The sequence below is a fragment of the Catenuloplanes sp. NPDC051500 genome, assembly GCF_044454585.1.
Lineage (GTDB): Bacteria > Actinomycetota > Actinomycetes > Mycobacteriales > Micromonosporaceae > Catenuloplanes.
In genome coordinates, this window is the sequence record NZ_JBITDX010000003.1 from 188292 (window position 1) to 209017 (window position 20726).

The 20726-nt window shown below is 69.2% G+C and carries 17 protein-coding genes; 13 read left to right on the forward strand and 4 right to left on the reverse strand.

Features of this window, described 5'->3' with window-relative positions:
* Window positions 1-67 precede the first annotated feature (67 nt).
* Together ACIA8K_RS07460 and ACIA8K_RS07465 are read left to right on the forward strand one after the other, a co-directional pair.
* A complete protein-coding gene (locus ACIA8K_RS07460; protein WP_396056028.1) occupies window positions 68-4492 on the forward strand; it encodes a HAMP domain-containing protein in 4425 nt (1474 codons plus the stop codon).
* Window positions 4492-5046 (forward strand): two-component system response regulator, encoded by a 555-nt coding sequence (locus ACIA8K_RS07465; protein ID WP_396056030.1) that lies wholly within the window; start codon window positions 4492-4494, stop codon window positions 5044-5046. The genes ACIA8K_RS07460 and ACIA8K_RS07465 overlap by 1 nt, the downstream gene beginning before the upstream one ends.
* Before the next feature lie 1302 nt (window positions 5047-6348).
* On the opposite strand, the gene ACIA8K_RS07470 is transcribed toward ACIA8K_RS07465, so the two are convergent.
* On the reverse strand, window positions 6349-6669 hold the full coding sequence (locus ACIA8K_RS07470) for an STAS domain-containing protein (protein ID WP_396056032.1): 321 nt from the start codon (window positions 6667-6669) through the stop codon (window positions 6349-6351).
* Window positions 6670-6809: 140 nt separating this feature from the next.
* Between ACIA8K_RS07470 and hemL the strand changes: the two genes are divergently transcribed.
* Genes hemL through ccsB form a run of 6 tightly spaced genes read left to right on the forward strand, consistent with a single transcriptional unit; the run spans window position 6810 to window position 12751 of the window.
* Window positions 6810-8141, forward strand: a complete 1332-nt coding sequence (gene hemL, locus ACIA8K_RS07475) for a glutamate-1-semialdehyde 2,1-aminomutase (protein WP_396056034.1) — start codon at window positions 6810-6812, stop codon at window positions 8139-8141.
* A 4-nt stretch (window positions 8142-8145) separates the two neighbouring features.
* Window positions 8146-8799, forward strand: a complete 654-nt coding sequence (locus ACIA8K_RS07480; protein WP_396056036.1) for a histidine phosphatase family protein — start codon at window positions 8146-8148, stop codon at window positions 8797-8799.
* Window positions 8799-9374 carry a TlpA family protein disulfide reductase gene (locus ACIA8K_RS07485; protein WP_396056038.1) on the forward strand — a complete coding sequence of 192 codons (576 nt, stop codon included), beginning with the start codon at window positions 8799-8801 and terminating at the stop codon, window positions 9372-9374. The genes ACIA8K_RS07480 and ACIA8K_RS07485 overlap by 1 nt, the downstream gene beginning before the upstream one ends.
* The gene (locus ACIA8K_RS07490) at window positions 9367-10164 is read left to right on the forward strand and encodes a cytochrome c biogenesis CcdA family protein (protein ID WP_396056040.1); all 798 of its coding nucleotides are present in this window, start codon (window positions 9367-9369) and stop codon (window positions 10162-10164) included. The genes ACIA8K_RS07485 and ACIA8K_RS07490 overlap by 8 nt, the downstream gene beginning before the upstream one ends.
* A gap of 47 nt (window positions 10165-10211) precedes the next feature.
* Window positions 10212-11741 (forward strand): cytochrome c biogenesis protein ResB, encoded by a 1530-nt coding sequence (locus ACIA8K_RS07495; protein ID WP_396056698.1) that lies wholly within the window; start codon window positions 10212-10214, stop codon window positions 11739-11741.
* Window positions 11741-12751, forward strand: coding sequence for a c-type cytochrome biogenesis protein CcsB (gene ccsB, locus ACIA8K_RS07500; protein ID WP_396056042.1), 1011 nt, complete (start codon window positions 11741-11743; stop codon window positions 12749-12751). Before ACIA8K_RS07495 ends, ccsB begins: the two co-directional genes overlap by 1 nt.
* A gap of 88 nt (window positions 12752-12839) precedes the next feature.
* Here ccsB and ACIA8K_RS07505 read toward each other — a convergent pair whose 3' ends face one another.
* The gene (locus tag ACIA8K_RS07505) at window positions 12840-13490 is read right to left on the reverse strand and encodes a hypothetical protein (protein ID WP_396056045.1); all 651 of its coding nucleotides are present in this window, start codon (window positions 13488-13490) and stop codon (window positions 12840-12842) included.
* 180 nt (window positions 13491-13670) lie between these two features.
* On the opposite strand from ACIA8K_RS07505, the gene ACIA8K_RS07510 reads away from it, so the two are divergent.
* From ACIA8K_RS07510 to ACIA8K_RS07520, 3 genes are read left to right on the forward strand one after another with little or no spacing between them, the layout of a single operon-like run.
* Window positions 13671-15119 carry a menaquinone biosynthesis decarboxylase gene (locus ACIA8K_RS07510; RefSeq protein WP_396056047.1) on the forward strand — a complete coding sequence of 483 codons (1449 nt, stop codon included), beginning with the start codon at window positions 13671-13673 and terminating at the stop codon, window positions 15117-15119.
* Complete coding sequence (gene mqnP, locus ACIA8K_RS07515) at window positions 15116-16012, forward strand: menaquinone biosynthesis prenyltransferase MqnP (protein ID WP_396056049.1); 897 nt, start codon at window positions 15116-15118, stop codon at window positions 16010-16012. Before ACIA8K_RS07510 ends, mqnP begins: the two co-directional genes overlap by 4 nt.
* 1 nt (window position 16013) lies before the next feature.
* Window positions 16014-16631 (forward strand): UbiX family flavin prenyltransferase, encoded by a 618-nt coding sequence (locus ACIA8K_RS07520; protein ID WP_396056700.1) that lies wholly within the window; start codon window positions 16014-16016, stop codon window positions 16629-16631.
* Here the strand turns inward: ACIA8K_RS07520 and ACIA8K_RS07525 are convergent.
* Window positions 16624-16890: a BldC family transcriptional regulator gene (locus ACIA8K_RS07525; protein WP_396056051.1), complete on the reverse strand. Its 267-nt coding sequence runs from the start codon at window positions 16888-16890 to the stop codon at window positions 16624-16626. The genes ACIA8K_RS07520 and ACIA8K_RS07525 overlap by 8 nt on opposite strands.
* Window positions 16891-17114: 224 nt before the next feature.
* On the opposite strand from ACIA8K_RS07525, the gene ACIA8K_RS07530 reads away from it, so the two are divergent.
* Window positions 17115-17564, forward strand: a complete 450-nt coding sequence (locus ACIA8K_RS07530) for an Lrp/AsnC family transcriptional regulator (protein WP_396056053.1) — start codon at window positions 17115-17117, stop codon at window positions 17562-17564.
* Window positions 17561-18664 carry a PLP-dependent cysteine synthase family protein gene (locus tag ACIA8K_RS07535; protein WP_396056055.1) on the forward strand — a complete coding sequence of 368 codons (1104 nt, stop codon included), beginning with the start codon at window positions 17561-17563 and terminating at the stop codon, window positions 18662-18664. The genes ACIA8K_RS07530 and ACIA8K_RS07535 overlap by 4 nt, the downstream gene beginning before the upstream one ends.
* 76 nt (window positions 18665-18740) lie before the next feature.
* On the opposite strand, the gene ACIA8K_RS07540 is transcribed toward ACIA8K_RS07535, so the two are convergent.
* On the reverse strand, window positions 18741-20576 hold the full coding sequence (locus tag ACIA8K_RS07540; protein WP_396056057.1) for a DEAD/DEAH box helicase: 1836 nt from the start codon (window positions 20574-20576) through the stop codon (window positions 18741-18743).
* Between the last annotated feature and the right edge of the window lie 150 nt (window positions 20577-20726).

The following is a 20726-nucleotide window of genomic DNA, read 5'->3' on the forward strand; positions in this document are numbered from 1 at the left end:
CGACCCCGCGCCCGGCGTGGTAAGACGCCCGGAACATCCCCATCCGCCAGCTTGCGAGGACCTTTCCATGACTACGGCGAAACAGACCCGCGCTGCCGCAGTCGCGGCTGACCCTGTGAGCACTCTCACGCCCCCGTCCGAGGAGACGGCGTTCCTCGCCGAACTGGCGGACGCGCTCCGCGACGTGCGGATGGGCGATCTCAAGGTCCGCCTGCCCCGGCGCAGCGGGCTGTCCGGGGAGGTCGCCGACGCGTTCAACGACGTGGTCTCGCTCCAGGAGCGGCAGAACCTTGACGTACGCCGGATCAGCCGGATCGTCGGCCGGGACGGTCAGCTAGCGGAGCGGCTCGACGACGAGGCGTACGAGGGCGACTGGGCCAAGTGGGCGCGGGCGATCAACTCGCTGATCGACGACCTGGGCCGCCCGACGACTGAGATCGCCCGGGTCATCGTGGCCGTGGCCGAGGGTGACCTGTCGCAGCACATGGCGCTGGAGATGGACGGCCGCCCGCTGCGCGGCGAGTTCCTCCGTATCGGCCGCACCGTGAACACGATGGTGGATCAGCTGAGTTCCTTCGCTGACGAGGTCACGCGCGTGGCCCGTGAGGTGGGCACCGAGGGCAAGCTGGGCGGCCAGGCGGACGTGCGCGGCGTCTCCGGCACCTGGAAGGACCTGACCGACTCGGTCAACACCATGGCGTCGAACCTGACCCACCAGGTGCGGTCGATCTCCGACGTGGCAGGCGCGATGGCCCGTGGCGACCTGTCCCAGAAGATCACCGTCTCCGCAAAGGGCGAGGTCGCCGACCTGGCGTCCACGATGAACGGCGTGACCGACACGCTCCGGCTCTTCGCCGAGCAGGTCACCCGGGTGGCCCGCGAGGTGGGCACCGAGGGGAAGCTCGGCGGCCAGGCCGAGGTGCCGAACGTGGCCGGCACCTGGAAGGACCTCACCGACTCGGTGAACTCGATGGCCTCCAACCTGACCGCCCAGGTCCGCAACATCGCCCAGGTCTCGACCGCGGTGGCGAACGGCGACCTGTCCCAGAAGATCACCGTGCAGGCCCAGGGCGAGATCCTGGAGCTGAAGGACACCGTCAACACGATGGTGGATCAGCTGTCCTCCTTCGCCGACGAGGTCACCCGGGTGGCCCGCGAGGTCGGCATCGAGGGCAAACTCGGCGGTCAGGCCCAGGTCCGCGGCCTGGCCGGCACCTGGCGCGACCTCACCGAGAACGTGAATCAGCTGGCCGGCAACCTGACCTCCCAGGTCCGCAACATCTCCCAGGTCTCCACCGCCGTGGCAAAAGGTGACTTGTCGCAAAAAATCACAGTTGATGCTCGCGGCGAGATCCTCGAACTGAAGAACACCGTGAACACCATGGTCGACCAGCTGAGCAGTTTCGCCGACGAGGTCACCCGCGTGGCCCGCGAGGTCGGCACCGAGGGCAAGCTCGGCGGTCAGGCCCAGGTGAAGGGCGTGAGTGGCACCTGGCGCGACCTGACCGACAACGTGAACTCGATGGCCTCCAACCTCACCGCCCAGGTCCGCAACATCGCGTCCGTCACCACCGCAGTGGCCAAGGGCGATCTCGGCCAGAAGATCACCGTCGACGCCCGCGGCGAGATCCTTGAGCTGAAGTCCACCGTCAACACCATGGTCGACCAGCTGAGCAGTTTCGCCGACGAGGTGACCCGAGTCGCCCGCGAGGTGGGCACCGAGGGCAAGCTCGGCGGCCAGGCCCAGGTGCGTGGCGTGGCCGGGACCTGGCGCGACCTGACCGACAACGTGAACTTCATGGCGTCCAACCTGACGTCCCAGGTCCGTAACATCTCCCAGGTATCCACGGCCGTCGCGCGCGGTGACCTCTCCCAGAAGATCACCGTTGACGCGCAGGGCGAGATCCTTGAGCTGAAGTCCACCGTGAACACCATGGTCGACCAGCTGAGCAGTTTCGCCGACGAGGTGACCCGAGTCGCCCGCGAGGTGGGCACCGAGGGCAAGCTCGGCGGTCAGGCCCAGGTGAAGGGCGTGAGTGGCACCTGGCGCGACCTGACCGACAACGTGAACTCGATGGCCTCGAACCTGACCTCCCAGGTGCGAAACATCGCGTCAGTGACCACAGCCGTCGCCCGCGGCGATCTCTCCCAGAAGATCACCGTCGACGCGCAGGGCGAGATCCTGGAACTGAAGTCCACTGTCAACACCATGGTCGACCAGCTCTCGTCGTTCGCGGAGGAGATCACCCGGGTCGGCCGGGAGGTCGGCATCGAGGGCAAGCTCGGCGGCCAGGCCCGGGTGCGCGGTGTGGCAGGTACCTGGCGCGACCTCACCGAGAACGTCAACCAGCTCGCCTCCGCGCTCACCACCCAGCTGCGCGCGATCGCCCAGGTCTCCACGGCCGTGACCCGCGGCGACCTGTCGCAACGGATCGCGGTCGAGGCGATGGGCGAGATCGCGGAGCTGAAGGACAACATCAACCAGATGGTGATGACGCTCCGGGACACCACGAAGAAGAACGCGGAGCAGGGCTGGCTCGACTCGAACCTCGCCCGCATCGGTGGTCTGCTTCAAGGCCAACGGGACATCAGCGAGGTCTGCCGCATGATCATGCACGAGGTGACGCCGCTTGTGGAGGGCCACGTCGGCGCGTTCTTCATGATCGATCACGGCGACGCGAACCACAACGACGCGGCCACCCGGCTGCGGCTGATCGCCTCCTACGGCTACGTGGCCCGGGACAACGAGGTCACGTTCGCGCCCGGTGAGGGGCTGGTCGGCCAGGCCGCGATCTCCCGCGAGATGATCAGGGTCGGCGCCGCCGCGGACCAGCGCCTGGTCATCCGCTCCGGGATCGCCCAGACGCCGCCCGCCGACCTGGTGATCACCCCGGTGATCTTCGAGGGCGAGCTGCTCGGCGTGATCGAGTTCGCAGCCGTCAGCCCGTTCTCCGAGCTGCACCTGTCGTTCCTGAGGCGGCTGGTCGGCACGATCGGCGTCGCGCTCAACACGATCCAGGCGAACCGGCGCACCGAGCAGCTGCTGGCCCAGTCCCAGCGCCTCGCGCACGAGATGCAGGAACAGTCGGCGGAGCTGCAGCGGACGAACGCGGAGCTGGAGGACAAGGCGAAGCTGCTGTCCGAGCAGAAGGGCAACATCGAGACGAAGAACCGCGAGATCGAGATGGCCCGGATCGGCCTTGAGGAGAAGGCGCAGCAGCTGTCCCGGGCCTCCGCCTATAAGTCGGAGTTCCTGGCGAACATGAGCCACGAACTGCGTACCCCGCTGAACTCGCTCTTGCTTCTGGCCCGTCTGCTCGCGGACAACTCGGAGGAGAACCTGACCGCGAAGCAGATCGAATTCGCCCGGACCATCCACAGCGCGGGCTCGGATCTGCTCTCCCTCATCGACGACATCCTTGACGTCTCGAAGATCGAAGCGGGACGGATGGACGTGCAGGCCACCGAGCTGGCGCTGGACGAGGTGTGCGGCTACGTCGAGCAGGCGTTCAAGCCGCAGGCCGAGGAGAAGGGGCTGGACTTCTCGGTCGCGCTCGCCGGCGACCTGCCCACCTCGATCATCACGGACGCGCAGCGGCTCCAGCAGATCCTCCGCAACCTGATCTCCAACGCGGTGAAGTTCACCGACGCGGGCGCGGTCAGCCTCGGCATCGGATACGCCCCGGCCGAGCTGCGGTTCGAGGTGCCGTCGCTGATGGCCGCGGACCGGGTGATCGCGTTCTCGGTGACTGACACCGGCATCGGCATCTCCGACGACAAGCTGTCGCTGATCTTCGAGGCTTTCCAGCAGGCGGACGGCACGACAAGCCGCAAGTACGGCGGCACCGGCCTCGGCCTGTCGATCAGCCGCGGCTTCGCGAACCTGCTCGGCGGCCTGATCACGGTCTCGTCCGCACCCGGCCACGGCTCCACGTTCACGCTCTACGTACCGGACGTGCTGGTCCCGGACTCGGTGGTGCCCGCGCCGCCGCCGCAGCAGCCGGTCCAGGCGCTCCCGGCCGGCCCCGCGCTGCCGCCGATGCCGATGCTCACCATGCCGATCGAGGAGGAGCGCGGCAATCAGCCCGGCAGCCGCCAACTCGACGGCGCCACCGTGCTGATCATCGACGACGACGTGCGTAACGTCTTCGCGCTGACGAGCGCGCTGGAGCTGCACGGCATGACAGTGCTCTACTCGGACAACGGCGCCGACGGGGTACGCCTGCTGGCCGAGCACCCGGAGGTCGACATCGTCCTGATGGACGCGATGATGCCGGACCAGGACGGGTATGAGACCACCCGCAGCATCCGGCGCAACCACCGGTTCGCCGAGCTGCCGGTCGTCTTCCTCACGGCGAAGGCAATGCCCGGCGACCGTGAGTCGGCGCTGGCGGCCGGGGCCAGCGACTACATCACCAAGCCGGTCGACCTGGACGAGCTGATCTCGCTCATGGCCGCCTGGGTCAACGGCAGCGGGCGGGAGATCAACTGATGACGGACATGGCGAGGGCCCTGCTTGTGGACGACCGCCGGGAGAACCTGCTGGCACTGGAGGCGATCCTGCAGGGCATCGCCGTGCACCCGGTGGCGGTGGAGAGCGGCGAGGCCGCGCTCAAGCAGCTGATGATGGACGATTTCGCGGTCATCCTGCTCGACGCCCAGATGCCCGACATGGACGGCTTCGAGACCGCCGCGCACATCAAGCGCCGCGAACGCACCCGGCACGTCCCGATCATCTTTCTCACCGCGGCCGACCGCGACTCCCACCTGGCCGTCCGCGGCTACTCCGTCGGCGCCGTCGACTACCTGACCAAGCCCCTGGACCCGTGGGTGCTGCGCGCCAAGGTCTCCGTCTTCGTCGACCTGTGGTCCAAGAACCGCCAACTCCAGATGCAGGCCGAGACGGTACGCGAGCGCGAGTCCCAGTGGGCCGCCCTCACCGACGCGGTCGACGAGTCCCTGACCGCCCTCCGTGACGCCCACACCAACCCCGAGGCCATCACCCGCGCCGTCCGCATCCTCGAAAAGGCCCGCTGGGGCAGCTGACGTGGGCTGATCCGGGGACGCCCCACAGACCCGGCCCTGCCGCCCTCGGGCCGGGTGGCTGGCTGTCCGGCTTTGCGAAGATCCAGATCATGTTCCCGCTTCCAGCGTGGTGCGGCCCGCATGCTCCCGACTCTGCTGCCCATTCGTGTGCGGCGGTCTGGAGCCTCGCGATCGAAGGGCCGGAATCGAGGCCAGGAGTCTGGTGGGTTGGTCCGGCCGGTAGGCGGTCTCGCCGCACGCGGGGCAGCGCGGTCATCGTCTAGCGGCGGCTGGTCTGGGCGGCTGCGGTTTGGCGGTCGCAAGGGCCAGCGCCGAAGCCGTGAGCTGCCGAAGAGCCAGTCGATCTTGGCTCTCATGTGTCGCCGCGCCAGGGCAATGGCAGCTCGGGCGCTTCGCGCCGAGATTGGTTCGTTGTTCGGGATCTCGCGTCCATCTGGCGGGATGCAAGATCCTTGCGGTTCTGGTGGCCCTTATCGCGTTCGGATAGGGGCCACCAGAACCGCAAGGATCTTGACGCGGGCCTTACTGATCTCTCGGCGTCAGGATGAACGCACAAGACGACGTCTATATGTCGAAATGTCGGGCGCTCAGCGCTCGAACGCCGACATTGACCGCGAACCTGCATGAGGCGGGTCGTGAGCATGGCTGTGTCCTGACATCTTCGGATCCGGTGTGGCTCTGCATTGGTGCCCGGCCTTGAGACCTGCCGAAGTGCCGCGACCGACCCGCATACCTGCGAAACTCGCGGCCTCGGTGCCGGTCTTGAGGCCTGCCGAAGTGCCGCGGCCGGCCTGCATACCTGCGAAACTCGTGGCCTCGGTGCCGGTCTTGAGGCTTGCCGAAGTGCCGCGACCGGCCCGCACATCTGCGAAACTCGCGGCCTCGGTGCCGGTCCTTGCGCCCACCAGGCCGCAGTCGCCTCGGCCCGCAGCCGCTGAGGCGACGGCCGGTGCTGCTCTCGTGCTCCCCAAGTGCAACGACCAGCCGAAACGACTCACCACGCCCAGCCCTCTTCGATCGTGGTTCCCCAGAACGGCCGGCCGCGAATGGCAACAGAGTCGCTCCCGCGGGCGAGCCTCACCAAGCACCAAGACTCCGCTGGCGCTCCGCTTTACGCCCGGCATCGGAGCCGGTTTCGCGCGGCGGGGGAGAAGAACACGCGACTTCCGTCGTCCTCGCGTTTAGCGGCGCGACCCGCTGCCACGCGTGGGGTGGTGATGGCGCGGTCGGGCCGAGTTTCCGCGTCTCAGGCGGGATTGAATCGCGAGATCGAGGTCACGCGGGAGGGCTGAACTCAACCGATCAGGCTTGGATCATCAGGGCGGATCGCAGCCCGGTGATGTCGAGGACGCGCATCAGGAAGTCGCCGACGTTCGTCAGGATCAGCACACTCTGAGCGAACGACGCCTTCCGCGACAGCACGACAAGCGTTCCGAGACCCTGAGAGTCGCAGAACGTGATGCCGCCCATGTCGAGGATGATGCGCGGTGGCGGATCGGCCACCATCTCATTTACGATGCTCGATAGTCGACCGACCGTGAGCATGTCGATCTCCCCGGCGAGCTTGAGCACGACCTCGCCGGGGGTGCGCTGTACCGCGATGGACAGCTCAGGACGCTCCACGCGGTCAGACTATCGCGATCTGCTCTCGCTAGCCTGTTGAGAAACCCGTCCGGGGTGTCGACGGCACCCGGTGACGCGGACAACTCCTGGTCAGGGGTGGTTGCCCGGGTTGCGCCGGGCGCTGACAGAATGGGCGAACCGTGAGCGACTCACACATTGCCGAGACCGGCCGCCACCCGGCCGATGCTCCGGCCTCAGAGGCCCTGTTCGACCGCGCCAAGGCCATCGTGCCGGGCGGGGTCAATTCGCCCGTGCGCGCGTTCCGGGCGGTGGGCGGCACGCCGCGTTTCATGGTCCGCGGCGAGGGTCCGTGGATGTTCGACGCGGACGGCCGCCGCTACGTCGACCTGGTCTGTTCCTGGGGTCCGTTGCTGCTGGGCCACGCGCACCCCGAGGTGATCGCGGCGGTGCAGGCAGCGGCGGCGAAGGGCACCAGCTTCGGCACGCCGACCCCGGGTGAGGTGGAGTTGGCCGAGGAGATGGTCGCGCGCACCGGCGTGGGCGCGATCCGCCTGGTCAACTCCGGCACCGAGGCCACCATGTCCGCGATCCGGCTGGCCCGCGGCTTCACCGGCCGTTCCAAGATCGTCAAATTCGCGGGCTGCTACCACGGCCACGTGGACGCGCTGCTCGCCGCGGCCGGCTCCGGCGTGGCCACGCTTGCGCTGCCGGACTCGCCCGGAGTGACAGGCGCGTCGGCGGCCGAGACGATCGTGGTGCCCTACAACGACATCGCGGCCGTCGAGGAAGCTTTCACGAAAAATCCGGACATCGCGGCCGTCATCGCCGAGGCGGCGCCGGGCAACATGGGCGTGATCAAGCCGAAGAGCGGCTTCAACCGGCAGCTCGCCGAGATCGCCCACCGTCACGGCGCGCTGCTGATCGTCGACGAGGTGATGACCGGCTTCCGGCTCTCCCGCAACGGCTGGACCGGGCTCGACCCGGTCGACGCGGACCTGTTCACCTACGGCAAGGTGATGGGCGGCGGCCTGCCCGCGGCCGCGTTCGGCGGTCGCGCCGACGTGATGGAGAAGCTCGCGCCCGCCGGCCCGGTCTACCAGGCCGGCACGCTCTCCGGAAACCCGCTCGCCTGCGCCGCGGGCCTGACCACGCTGCGGCTCGCGGACGACGCGCTGTACCGGAAGCTGGACGCCACCGCGGAGACGATCGGCGGCCTGGCCACGAAGGCGTTGTCCGAGGCAGGCGTCCCGCACCGGCTCTCCACGGCCGGCAGCATGTTCTCGATCTTCTTCACCGACGCGGAGGTCACCGACTACGCGTCCGCGAAGACGCAGGACGGCGACGCGTTCAAGGCGTTCTTCCACGAGATGCTCGCGCTCGGCGTGTACCTGCCGCCAAGCGCGTTCGAGTCGTGGTTCGTCTCGGGCGCGATCGACGACGAGGCACTGGAGATCATCGCTGCGGCGCTCCCGCAGGCCGCCCGCGCGGCCGCGGCGAGCCAGAGGGGATAGAGGCGTGACGAGCAGCAAGACCGTCGTGCATGTGCTGCGGCACGGGGAAGTGCACAACCCGGCAAAGATCCTCTACGGCCGTCTCCCCGGCTACCACCTCTCCGAGCTTGGCGTCCAGATGGCGAAGGCGGCCGCGCAGGCCGTCGCGGACCGGGACATCACGCACGTGGTGGCCAGCCCGCTTGAGCGCGCCCAGCAGACGGCCGAGCCGATCGCCGGCCAGTTCGGGCTGCCGACAGCTGTCGACGACCGGCTGATCGAGAGCGCCAACTGGTTCGAGGGCAAGCGCGTCTCGGTCGGCGACGGCTCGTTGCGCGACCCACGGAACTGGTGGGTGATGCGCGACCCGGTGACCCCGTCCTGGGGTGAGGCGTACACGGTGATCGCCAAGCGGATGTACGCCGCGCTTGAGGCCGCCAGGGTCGCAGCCGAGGGGCACGAGGCGCTCTGCGTCTCGCACCAGCTGCCGATCTGGACGCTTCGCAACCACGTGGAGCGCAAGCGGCTCTGGCACGATCCGCGCAAGCGTCAGTGCGGCCTGGCCAGCCTCACCTCGTTCCACTTCGAGGGCGCCAAGATCGTCGGCGTGATGTACAGCGAGCCGGCCGCGCACCTGGTCGCCATGTCGCCCACGGCCCGGACCGCCAAGGGCGCCTGATGCCGGCGCTGGGCAGGACGAAGACAGTTGCCGCGGGTGTCGCGCTGCTCATCGCGGGCGTGACGGCGGGCAGCCTGCTCGCCGGCCGCGGCGACTGGGCCGACTCCTGCGCCACAGGCGAGAACGGCGTGATCGAGTGCGCGTCCGGCGACCGCCCGGACGCACCCGAGGCCGCCGGCGAACTGCTGAACGGCACCGCCTACGACCTGGCCTCGGCCCGGGGCACGGTCGTGGTGGTCAACTTCTGGGGCTCCTGGTGCTCGCCGTGCCGTGCGGAGGCGAAGGAGCTGGAGCAGACCTACCAGGCCACCAAGGCGTCAGGCGTCGAGTTCCTCGGCATCAACAACCGGGACGACCGGGATGCGGCGATCGCGTTCGAGAAGGGCCGGGTCACCTACCCGAGCCTCTTCGACCCGGCGAACCGGCTCGGCCTCGACTTCGAGATCCCGCCGGGCGCCACGCCGTCCACGGTGATCCTGGACCGGGAGGGCCGGATCGCGCTTGTCATCCGCCGGTCCGTGCTGGCCAGCGAGCTGACGCCGCTTGTGCAGAGGGTGGCCGCGGAGAATGGGTGACACCTTCGCGAACACCGCCGCGAGCGGCCCGCTGGCGCTTGCGGTGCTGGCGTCGGCGCTTGCCGGCCTGGTCAGCTTCCTCTCCCCGTGCGTGCTTCCGCTGGTCCCCGGCTATCTGTCGTTCATCACCGGCCTGACCGGCGCCGACCTGGAAGCCCCGGGCAGCACTCCGGCGGCACCGGGGACAACCCACACCACGAGCGTCGCGAGGGTACGCGGACGCGTCGTCCTCGGCACGCTGTTGTTCATCGCGGGCTTCACCACCGTGTTCACGCTCAGCGCGGTGCTGCTTGCCCAGGCCGGCTCCGTCCTGCTCGACCACCAGCGCGCGCTGGAGATCGGCGCGGGCCTGCTTATCGTCCTGCTCGGCCTGTCGTTCATGGGCCTGATCCCCGGGATGCAGCGCGAGTTCCGGATCAACAAGCTGCCGGACGCGGGCCTGATCGGGGCACCGATCTTCGGGGCGGTCTTCGCGCTCTCCTGGACGCCGTGCATCGGCCCGACGCTCGGCGCCGTGATGTCGCTGGCGCTTGTCAGCGGCGAGAGCGACCGGGCGGCAGTGCTCGGCATCGCGTACGGCCTCGGGCTCGGCGTACCCTTCCTGATCTTCGGTCTGGGGTTCAAGCACCTACTCGGGCTCTTCAAGGCCGTGCGGCGTAACAGCCGCTGGGTGACCCGGATCGGCGGTGGCCTGCTGGTGCTTGTCGGCGTCGCGCTCGTCACCGGGGCGTGGAACCAGTTCCTGATCTGGCTGCTGACCAACGTGGGTGTCGGAGACGTGCTGCTGTGAATCCTGTCCTGGCCCTGCTGCGCAACTCGTGGCGGCAGCTGACCAGCATGCGTACCGCGCTGACGTTGCTCTTCCTGTTGGCGATCGCGTCGATTCCCGGCTCCGTCTTCCCGCAGCGGAACGTGAGCGCCGAGCAGGTCTCCGCCTACTTCCGCGAGCACCCGGACCTGGCTCCCACGCTGGACAGGCTCGGGGTCTTCGACGCCTACGCGTCGTTCTGGTTCTCCGCGATCTACGTGCTGCTGTTCGCGTCGCTGATCGGCTGCATCATCCCGCGCCTCCGCGACCACTGGCAGGCGGTCCGGATGACGCCGCCGGAGGCGCCGCGCCGCTTCGACAGGCTGCCCGTGTCCACGCCCGCGGAGGAGACCGCCGGCACGCCCGCGGAGGCCGCCGAGCGGATCCGGGCGATGCTGCGCGGGGGCCGCTGGCGCACGGCCACGCGCGAGCAGGCGGACGGTTCGTGGACGGTCAGCGCGGAGAAGGGCCACCTCAAGGAGTCCGGCAACCTGCTCTTCCACGTCGCGCTGCTGTCCGTGCTGGCCGGCGTCGCGTTCGGCAGCTGGTACGGCTGGCACGGCAACCGCATCCTGGTCGCCGGCGAGGACACCGCGTTCTGCAACAGCGTGCCGCAGTTCGACGAGAGCGGTCTCGGCGCCCGCGTCGACGAGTCAGACCTGCCCGGCTTCTGCCTTGAACTGACCGACTTCCAGGCGGACTTCCTGGACACCGGCATGCCCAGCCACTTCGAGGCCACTGTCACTGTGGACGAGGACGGCGCCGTCAGCGAAGGACGGCGATTCGCCGTGAACTCACCGCTGCGGCTGCACGGCGCGAGCGTCCACCTGCTCGGCCACGGCTACGCGCCGATCATCCGGTACACCGACAGGTACGGCGTCTCGCAGGTACGGGTCACCCCGTTCCTGGCCACCGACTCCATGCTGACAAGCGACGGCGTCGCGAAGTTCCCGGACGCCAATGTGGACCCGGCGACCGGGCAGCGCCAGGACGACCAGCAGATCGGCTTCCAGGGCATCTACGTGCCGACAATGCCGGACGGCGGCATGGTCGTCCAGTCGGTCTTCCCGGCCGAACGGAACCCGGGTCTGACGCTCATCGCCTACCGCGGCAACCTCGGTGAGGACGCCGGCATCCCGAACTCGGTCTACTCGATCAACCAGGCACAGATCGACAAGGGCAAGCTGACCCAGGTCGGCGAGGCGAAGCTGCTCAAGCCCGGCGAGTCGTGGACGCTTGACGACGGCGGTGTGGTCACCTTCCTGGGCACCCGCGACTACGCGACGATCGCGATCCGCAGCGACCCCGGTCAGCTGTTCGTGCTGTTCAGCAGCGTGCTCGGCCTCATCGGACTGACCCTGTCGCTGAACGGCAGGAGACGGCGCGTGTTCTTCCGCATCACCGCGGCCGACCTGCGAGAATCGTCCACGACAACAGGTAGTAGTTTGTTGGAGGCCGGTGGGCTGCCGCGCACCGACTATCCGGGCTTCGCCGACGAGTTCGCGCAGCTGGTCGCCGCGACCAGGCCGGGCGGCGGCACCGCTGAAGGGACCGAGTAATGGCTGAGCTCTCCGATCAGCTGCTGGTGGTCACCGTCCTGGCCTATCTGGTGGCGATGATCTGCCACGCGGCGGAGTACGCGTTCGGCACCAAGAGCCACATCGGCCGCGCCGCACTGCGCCCCGAGCGTGAGCTGAGCATGGCCGGCGGTCCGCCCCTCGCTCCCGGACAGCCCGAGATGCTGCCGATCGATCGGGTCGAGCCGGTCGCGCCGGCGGATCCGGTCGACCCCGTCGAGCCGAACGCGTGGCGCTCCGCCGCGATCGGCCGCGCCGCCGTGATCATCACCGCGCTCGCCGCCGCCGCCCACATCGGCACGCTCATCACCCGCGGCCTCGCCGCCGAGCGGGTGCCGTGGGGCAACATGTACGAGTTCATCCTCTCGGCCACCTTCATCGGCATCGCGGCCTGGCTGTTCGTCCTGACCCGGTGGCCGCACCTGCGTCATCTCGGCCTCTTCGTGGCGCTGGTCCAGGTGCTGCTGCTCGGCGTGGCCGGCATGGTCGCCTACACGCCGGTCGGCCCGCTGGTCCCCGCGCTCGACTCGGCCTGGTTCATCGTCCACATCGCCGCGGTGTCCACCTCGTCCGGCATCTTCCTGCTCGGCTTCGTGCCGGCCGCGCTCTACCTGATGCGCGCCGGTTACGAGAATGGCAAGCGCTCGTTCCCATACACGCTTGCCAAGAACGTGCCCGCCGCCGCCACGCTTGAGCGCCTGACGTTCCGCCTGCACGCCTTCGCGTTCCCGATCTGGACGTTCGGCGCCCTCATCGCCGGCCCGATCTGGGCCGAAGCCTCCTGGGGCCGCTACTGGGGCTGGGACCCCAAGGAGGTCTGGGCCTTCATCTCCTGGATCGTCTACGCCGGCTACCTCCACGCCCGCGCCACCCCGAGCGTCAAGCGCAACGTCGCCACCTGGATCGCCATCATCGGCTTCCTGACCATGCTGATGAACCTCTTCGGCGTGAACCTCTTCTTCGGCGGCCTGCACTCCTACGCGGACGTCTGAGAATCCAGATCCAATTCATCTTCCCGCTCCCGCGGTGGTCCGGCCCGCATGCTCCCGCGGGCACCGGCTCCGCGGTGGTCACGCCACCTCAACACGTCCCCGCCGACCAGAACGTGTAGCGCGCCTGCCATTCGACGCAGTACTCGTCGTCGCCCTCGCCTGTGGTGCTTGGTGCGGTGTCCGGCGTCCAGGGCAGCTCCCGATCGCCGGTACGCACCCGGGCGTAGTCGACCTCCGCGTGCGGTACGTGCATCGGCTCGTCGCTGTCGTCGTGGTAGATCTCGACGTACTGCTCCATCCGCCCGGTGGGCCCGATCGGGAGCTGCTTCTCCGCAAGCAGATGCCAGGCGCTCTGCCACCACGCCCAGGCCTGCCACCCACCGTCCCCGGTGGGCCGCAGGTCGATCCAGACCTCGTCGCCCGGGGACAGCCGGAACTTGTCGTGGAAGGTCCAGGTCGCGGACCCGCTGTCGTACGTGTAGAGCCGCTGCCGGCCGTCACCGCCCCACCCGGTCTCGGCCCAGCCGGCCTCCAGCCAGGTGACGCCGTCCGGGCTCTCGCGTTTGGCGAGCAGGCGGGCCGCCACGAAGTCGTAGGTGCCGGGCCGGACGTCCGGGTCGGTGATCGTGAAGCGCGCGGAGGCGCCGGACCACTCACCGACCGTGGTGGCGCCCAGGTGGTGGTACCCGGCCGTCCTGCCGCTAGCCGGAGTGGGCGCCGGCGGCCTGTCGTGCGCCACCGATGGCGTCAGAGCCGCCAGAATGACCAAAGCCGCCAGTCCCTGCATACCGCTCCCCGTTCCCTCATCCGGGTCAACTCCGGCGTGAACGTATAGTTACGCTCGGTGATTATGTGGCGCGCGACCGGTTATGGGACCGCCCGCGCGACCTGGACGGCGGAGTGGTCCAGACTGGTGGTCATGGCGGCGTATACGGATCTGAAGGACTTCCTCGCCGCGCTGGAGAAGTCCGGCGATCTCCGCCGGATCAGCGCGCCGGTCGACCCCACGCTTGAGATGAGCGAGATCGTCAACCGCACGGTCCGCGCGCACGGGCCGGCGCTGCTCTTCCAGCGCCCCACCCGCGGCGACATGCCGGTGGCGATCAACCTGTTCGGCACCCCGGAACGTACCGCGATGGCGTTGGGTGTGAAAACGCTCGACGAGATCGGTGAGCGGATCGGCAACATGCTTAAGCCGGAGCTGCCGATGGGCTGGTCCGGGATCCGGGACGGCATCGGCAAGGTGCTGCAGCTCAAGTCGATGCCGCCGAAGAAGCTGAAGACCGCGCCCTGCCAGGAGCTGGTCTTCAAGGGCGACAAGGTCGACCTGAACATGCTGCCCGGCCTGCAGATCTGGCCCGGCGACGGCGGCATCTTCCACAACTTCGGCCTGACCCACACGAAGCACCCGGAGAGCGGCAAGCGCAACCTGGGCCTCTACCGGCTCCAGCAGCACTCGCACAACACGCTCGGCATGCACTGGCAGATCCACAAGAACTCGACGGCGCACCACGCGGTCGCGGAGCAGCTCGGCCAGCGGCTCCCGGTGGCGATCGCGATCGGCGCGGACCCGGCGGTCTGCTACTCCGCGTCCGCGCCGCTGCCTGCCGACATCGACGAGTACCTGTTCGCCGGCTTCCTGCGCAACGAGCGCGTCGAGATGGTCGACTGCCTGACCGTGCCGCTGCAGGTCCCGGCGAACGCGCAGATCGTGCTGGAGGGCTACCTGGAGCCGGGGGAGCGCGCGCCGGAGGGGCCGTTCGGCGACCACACCGGCTTCTACACGCCTGTCGAGCCGTTCCCGGTGCTGCACATCGAGGCGATCACCATGCAGCGCGACCCGATCTACCACTCGATCGTCACGTCGCAGCCGCCGCAGGAGGACCACGGGCTGGGCAAGGCCACCGAGCGGATCTTCGCGCCGCTGCTGCGCTTCATGATCCCGGACATCGTGGATTACGACCTGCCGGCCGAGGGCGTGTTCCACAACGCCGCGATCGTCTCGATCCGGAAGCGCTACCCCAAGCACGCACAGAAGGTGATGAACGCGATCTGGGGCGCGCACATGATGTCGCTTACCAAGCTGATCATCGTGGTGGACGAGGACTGCGACGTGCACGACTACTCCGAGGTGGCGTTCCGCGCGTTCGGCAACGTCGACTACTCGCGGGACCTGCTGCTCACCGAGGGACCGGTCGACCACCTGGACCACTCGTCGTACCAGCAGTTCTGGGGCGGCAAGGCGGGCGTGGACGCGACCCGCAAGCTCCCCACCGAGGGCTACACCCGCGGCTGGCCGGAGAGCATGGTCATGTCCCCGGAGATCGTGCAGAAGGTCGACAGGCGCTGGAAGGAGTACGGGCTGTGACAGACACCGCCGCGCGGCCCAACCCGGTCAAGGGCTTCCTCCGGCTGGTGATGATCGAGCACTCGATCTTCGCGCTGCCGTTCGCCTACCTGGCCGCGCTGACCGCCATGAGGTCACAAGGGCCGCATGTCCAGTGGGGTACGTTGGTGCTGATCACCGTCGCGATGGTCTCCGCCCGGACCGTGGCGATGGCCGCGAACCGGATCATCGACGTCCGGATCGACGCGCAGAACCCGCGCACCGCCAACCGCGAGCTGGTCACCGGCGCGATCTCGATGCGTGTGGCCTGGGCCGGTCTGCTCGTCTCGCTCGCCGTCTTCTTCGCGAGTGCCGCCGCGCTCAACCCGCTCTGCCTGCTCCTGTCGCCGCTCGCGCTGTTCGCGCTTGTCATCTACTCCTACGCCAAGCGCTTCACCAACTACCCCCAGGTCTTCCTGGGCGCCGCGCAGGCCGTGGCCCCGGCCGGCGCCTGGATCGGCGTGACCGGCGAGTGGTCCTGGCCGGCGGTCGTGCTCGGCCTCGCGGTCGGCACCTGGATCGGCGGCTTCGACTGCATCTACGCCTGCCAGGACGTGGAGATCGACAGGCAGATCGGCGTCGGCTCGGTCCCGGTCAAGCACGGCGTCGCGGGCGCGCTGCGGATCGCCTCGATCACCCACGTGGTCACGGTCGCCCTCTACGCCTGGTTCGGCTACCTGACCGGGTACGGCTGGTTCTGGTGGGCCGGCCTGATCGGGATCGCCGGCGTGCTGATCTACGAGCACCGGATCGTGCGCCCGGACGACCTGTCCCGGGTGAACCGGGCGTTCTTCACGGCGAACGGCCTGATCGCTGTCGCGCTCTTCGCGTTCGCGCTGCTGGACCTGGTGATCCTGCAGGGCCTTCGTGGCTGAGGTGCGTGAGCCCTGGGTGGTCGGCGTCTCGGGAGCCTCCGGGACGCCGTACTCCGCCGCCGTGCTCCGGGCCCTGTTCGACGCCGGCGAGTCAGTGGACCTGATCGTGTCCCGCGCCGCCCGCCTGACGATCCTGGACGAGACAGGGGTGTCGTTCCGCGACGGGCACTGGAAGGACGACCTGGCCGCCTGGCTTGGTACGCCGCCCGGCGACGTCACGTACTGGCCGGCCGGTGATCTCGCCGCGGGCCCGAGCAGCGGCTCCTACCCGGTACGCGGGCTGGTGGTGGTCCCCGCGTCGACCGCGGCCTGCGCGGGCATCGCCATCGGGCTCTCCAAGGACCTGCTGCAACGCGCGGCCGAGGTGTCGCTCAAGGAACGCCGCCGAGTGGTCGTCGTGCCCCGCGAGACGCCGGTGACCAGGTCGCACCTGGAACACCTGATCGCGCTGCACGACGCGGGCGCGGTGGTGCTCCCGGCCAGCCCCGGTTTCTACGGGGCCGGCGCGGGAGCATCTGCACAACAACTCGTCGATTTCGTGGCGGGAAAGGTGCTTGACGCGCTGGGCGTGCCGCACACACTCTTCCGCCGCTGGACCGGTGAGCTGAACGCTAGTTGAGCGACGTCGGGTTGTTGTACCCGCCGTGCCCACCTCCGTTGCCGTTACCCTCGGGCGGCAGGTCCCGGTTCAGCTCCTCCAGGGCGCCTTCGCCCTCGAGTAACTGCCGGACCTCCGACTCGCGGAAGCGGCGGTGACCGCCGGGTGTTCTGATGCTTCCGATCCGGCCGGCGGCCGCCCAGCGAGTGACCGTCTTCGGGTCGACGCGGAACAGCGCAGCCACCTCGCCCGGCGTCAGCAGACGATCTCCAGTGTCCACGACCCCTCCTAGCGTCGATCGATGCTTCGGGGGTTCTTGATTACTTTCCGTGTCCACACCGAAGCACTCTAGGGACGTACGGCCATTGAAGCACCGCCCGCGAAGCGTGTCCGGAGAACATGGAAAACGCACTGCTTGGGCCGTTCGGCGGTACTATCTGCGAGCAAAGTTCTGATTTACGATGGATCGCCGCGCGAGAGCGAGGGCGATAGTGTTTACACACCGTGGATACAACTGACCTGAAAATAGTGGAGCTGCTGCGTGGCAACGCGCGCATCTCGTACGCGGAGCTGGCCCGCCAGGTCGGCCTCTCCGCCCCCGCCGTGCACGAGCGGGTCGGCAAGCTCGAAGCCAACGGAGTCCTTCGCGGCTACCAGGCCGAGGTCGACCCGGATGCCGTCGGTCTTGGCGTCACCGCCTTCATCGGCGTCGTCCAGGACTCCGGCGGCGACACCGACGACGTTGGCGCCGCGCTGCGCGAGATGCCGGAGATCGAGGACTGCTACTTCATGGCCGGCGTCGAGTCGTTTCAGATCAAGGTCCGGGTCGGCTCGATAGCCGAGCTGGAGCAGATCGTGGTGCGCATCGGCCGGGTGCCCGGCGTTGCCAGCACCCGCACCGCAATCGCGCTCTCCACCAAGTGGGAGCACCGACCGCAGCCGGTGGTGAGATGACCTCCTTCGCCCGGACCGACGAGCCGGCGCGGGCCTGGGTGACCGAGGCGATTCGCATGGTCGAGGCGGATGCGAACCGGTCCGCGGACACCCACCTGCTGCCGTTCCCCCTCCCGCCCGAGTGGGGCGTCGACCTCTACCTCAAGGACGAGTCGGTGCACCCCACCGGCTCGCTCAAGCACCGGCTGGCCCGCTCGCTGTTCCTCTACGGGCTGTGCAACGGCTGGATCGGGCCGCAGACCGCCATCGTCGAGGCCTCCTCCGGGTCGACAGCGGTCTCCGAGGCGTACTTCGCACGCATGCTCGGGCTGCGGTTCATCGCGGTCATGCCGGCCACCACGTCCCCCGAGAAGATCAACCTGATCCAGTTCCAGGGCGGGACCTGCCATCTGGTCGACAGCCCGTCCGCCGTGGTGATCGAGGCCCGGCGGCTCGCGGACGACCTCGGCGGCCACTTCATGGACCAGTTCACCTATGCCGAGCGGGCGACGGACTGGCGCGGGAACAACAACATCGCCGAATCGATCTTCGCCCAGCTGTCGCTGGAACGGCACCCGGTCCCGGCCTGGCTGGTCACCGGCGCGGGCACCGGCGGCACCAGCGCCACACTCGGCCGCTACGTCCGCTACCGCCGCCACGACACCCGCATCTGCGTCGTCGACGTGGAGAACTCCGCGTTCTTCCCCGCCTACCGCGACGCGGACTGGACCGTCGAGACCGGCCTCGGCTCCCGCATCGAGGGCATCGGCCGTCCCCGCGTCGAGGCAAGCTTCCAGCCCGCCGTGGTCGACCGCATGCTCGCTGTCCCGGACGCGGCCTCACTTGCCGCAATGCGCGCCGGCAGTGCGGTCCTGGGCCGCCGGGTGGGCGGCTCCACCGGCACGAACCTGTGGGGCGCCTTCCAGCTCCTGGCCGAACTGCGGGCGGAGGGCCGGACCGGCTCGGTCGTCACGCTGCTCTGCGACGGCGGCGAACGCTACGCGGACACCTACTACTCCGACGCCTGGGTCGCCGAGCAGGGCTTGGACCTCGCCCCCTACCTCGACCAGGTCGAGAAGTTCCTCGTCACCGGCGCCTGGCCCGACTCCACAGCGGTCTGACCCGACGCACGAGAAAGGGCCGCCACCCGCTCGGGGTGACGGCCCTCTCTCAGATCAAAAACTCAGATCCAAAACCTCAGTGGGTACGCGCCGCGGGGCGCCGGTGCGGGCGCTCGCCACCACTCGGGCGGTCGTCGCGCGGCCGGTCGTCACGGGGACGCTCGTCACGCGAACGCCAGCTCGGACGCCGGTCGGCACCGAAGCCACCGCCGGTCGAGCGGTCACCGCTGTAGCCACCGGCCGGGCGGTCGCCGCCGCCGGAACGGTCGCCGTTGTAGCCGCCGCCGGAACGGTCGCCGCTGTAACCACCGCCGGAACGGTCACCGCTGTAACCGCCGGAACGGTCGCCGCTGTAGCCGCCGCCGGAACGGTCGCCGCTGTAACCGCCACCCGTCGGGCGGTCGCCGCCGAAACGACGCTCGCCACCGGCCTGGCCGCCCTCGCGAGGACCGTCGAAGCGGCGCGGCGCACGGTCGCCGTCGAAGCGACGCGGGCCGCGGTCACCGTCGAAACGGCGCGGGCCACGGTCACGGTCGCCACCGCCGCCGAAGCGACGGCTGCCACCACGGCCACCCTCGGACCGACGCGGCTCCGGCTCCTCGACCACCGGGATGCCGGACGGCTCCTGCGCGCCGACCAGCTCGGTCAGCTGCGGGTCGCCCGAGCGGACGCGGGTCTGGGACGGGCTGACGCCGGCCTTCTCCAGCATGCCGAGCGTGGTGCGACGCTGCTTCGGCAGAACCAGCGTGGCGACCGCGCCGGACTCACCGGCGCGCGCCGTACGGCCGGCGCGGTGCAGGTAGTCCTTGGGGTCCTTCGGCGGGTCGACGTGCAGCACAAGCGAGATGCCGTCCACGTGGATGCCGCGTGCGGCAACGTCCGTGGCGACCAGCACGTTCGTCCGGCCTTCCTTGAACTCCGCAAGCGTGCGGGTGCGGGCCCGCTGCGTCTTGCCGCCGTGCAGCGCGCCGGCGCGGACGCCGACCGCGTGCAACTGCTCGACCAGCCGGTCCACGCCCATCTGGGTACGCGCGAAGATGATCGTGCGGCCCTTGCGGGCGGCGATCTGCGCGGTCACCGGGAACTTGTCCTGCGGCGGGATCAGCAGCATGTGGTGATCCATGGTCGTCACGGACGCGACGGTGGGCGCGGTGGAGTGCGTCACCGGGTCGACCATGAACCGGCGAACCAGCGAGTCCACGTCCTTGTCGAGCGTCGCGGAGAAGAGCAGCCGCTGGGTGCCCTGCGGCGTCTTGGACAGCAGCTCGGTGACCTCGGGCAGGAAGCCCATGTCGGCCATCTGGTCAGCCTCGTCCAGGACCGTGACCTCGATCTTGTCCAGGCTGCAGACACCACGGTTGATCAGGTCGCCGAGGCGGCCCGGTGTGGCGACGATGACCTCGACGCCGCGGCGGAGCGAGTCGATCTGACGGTCGTACGGCACGCCGCCGACCGCGGTCTTGATGAACACGCCAAGCGGCTTGCCCAGCGGCATCAGCGCGTCCGCCACCTGCATGGCGAGCTCGCGCGTCGGCACCAGGATCAGGGCCTTGGGGTAGTGCGGCTCGGCGCGGCCGCCGGCGGCGACACGGGCGAGCACCGGCAGGCCGAACGCCAGCGTCTTGCCGGAGCCGGTCTGGCCACGGCCGAGAACGTCCTTGCCGGCCAGCGCATCCGGCACGGTGACGGCCTGGATCTCGAACGGTGTGGTGATGCCCTCACGGGCGAGCGCCTTGACCAGGCGGCTGGGAAGACCGAGGTCCTCGAAGCTTGGGCCCTGCGGCGCGGTCTCCTCCTCCACCTCCACGGCGGGGGAAGAGGTCTCCGCGGTAGCGGAGACGGACTCGGCGGAAGGATCCGCGGACGAGTCGAGGAGGGACGGGGACGTGCTGGGATCAACGAAAGTCGTCAAAGAAACCTCTCAACGGGGCGCATGCTCGCTAAGTGGCCCCGCCGCGGCGAGGGGAGTCGCCGCGAATGCCCTGCAAGAACGCCCTGCGGCAGGCGCTGAGCACGCCGACCGGAACCAATGGATGAATACAGCTTACCCGTCAACCTGCGA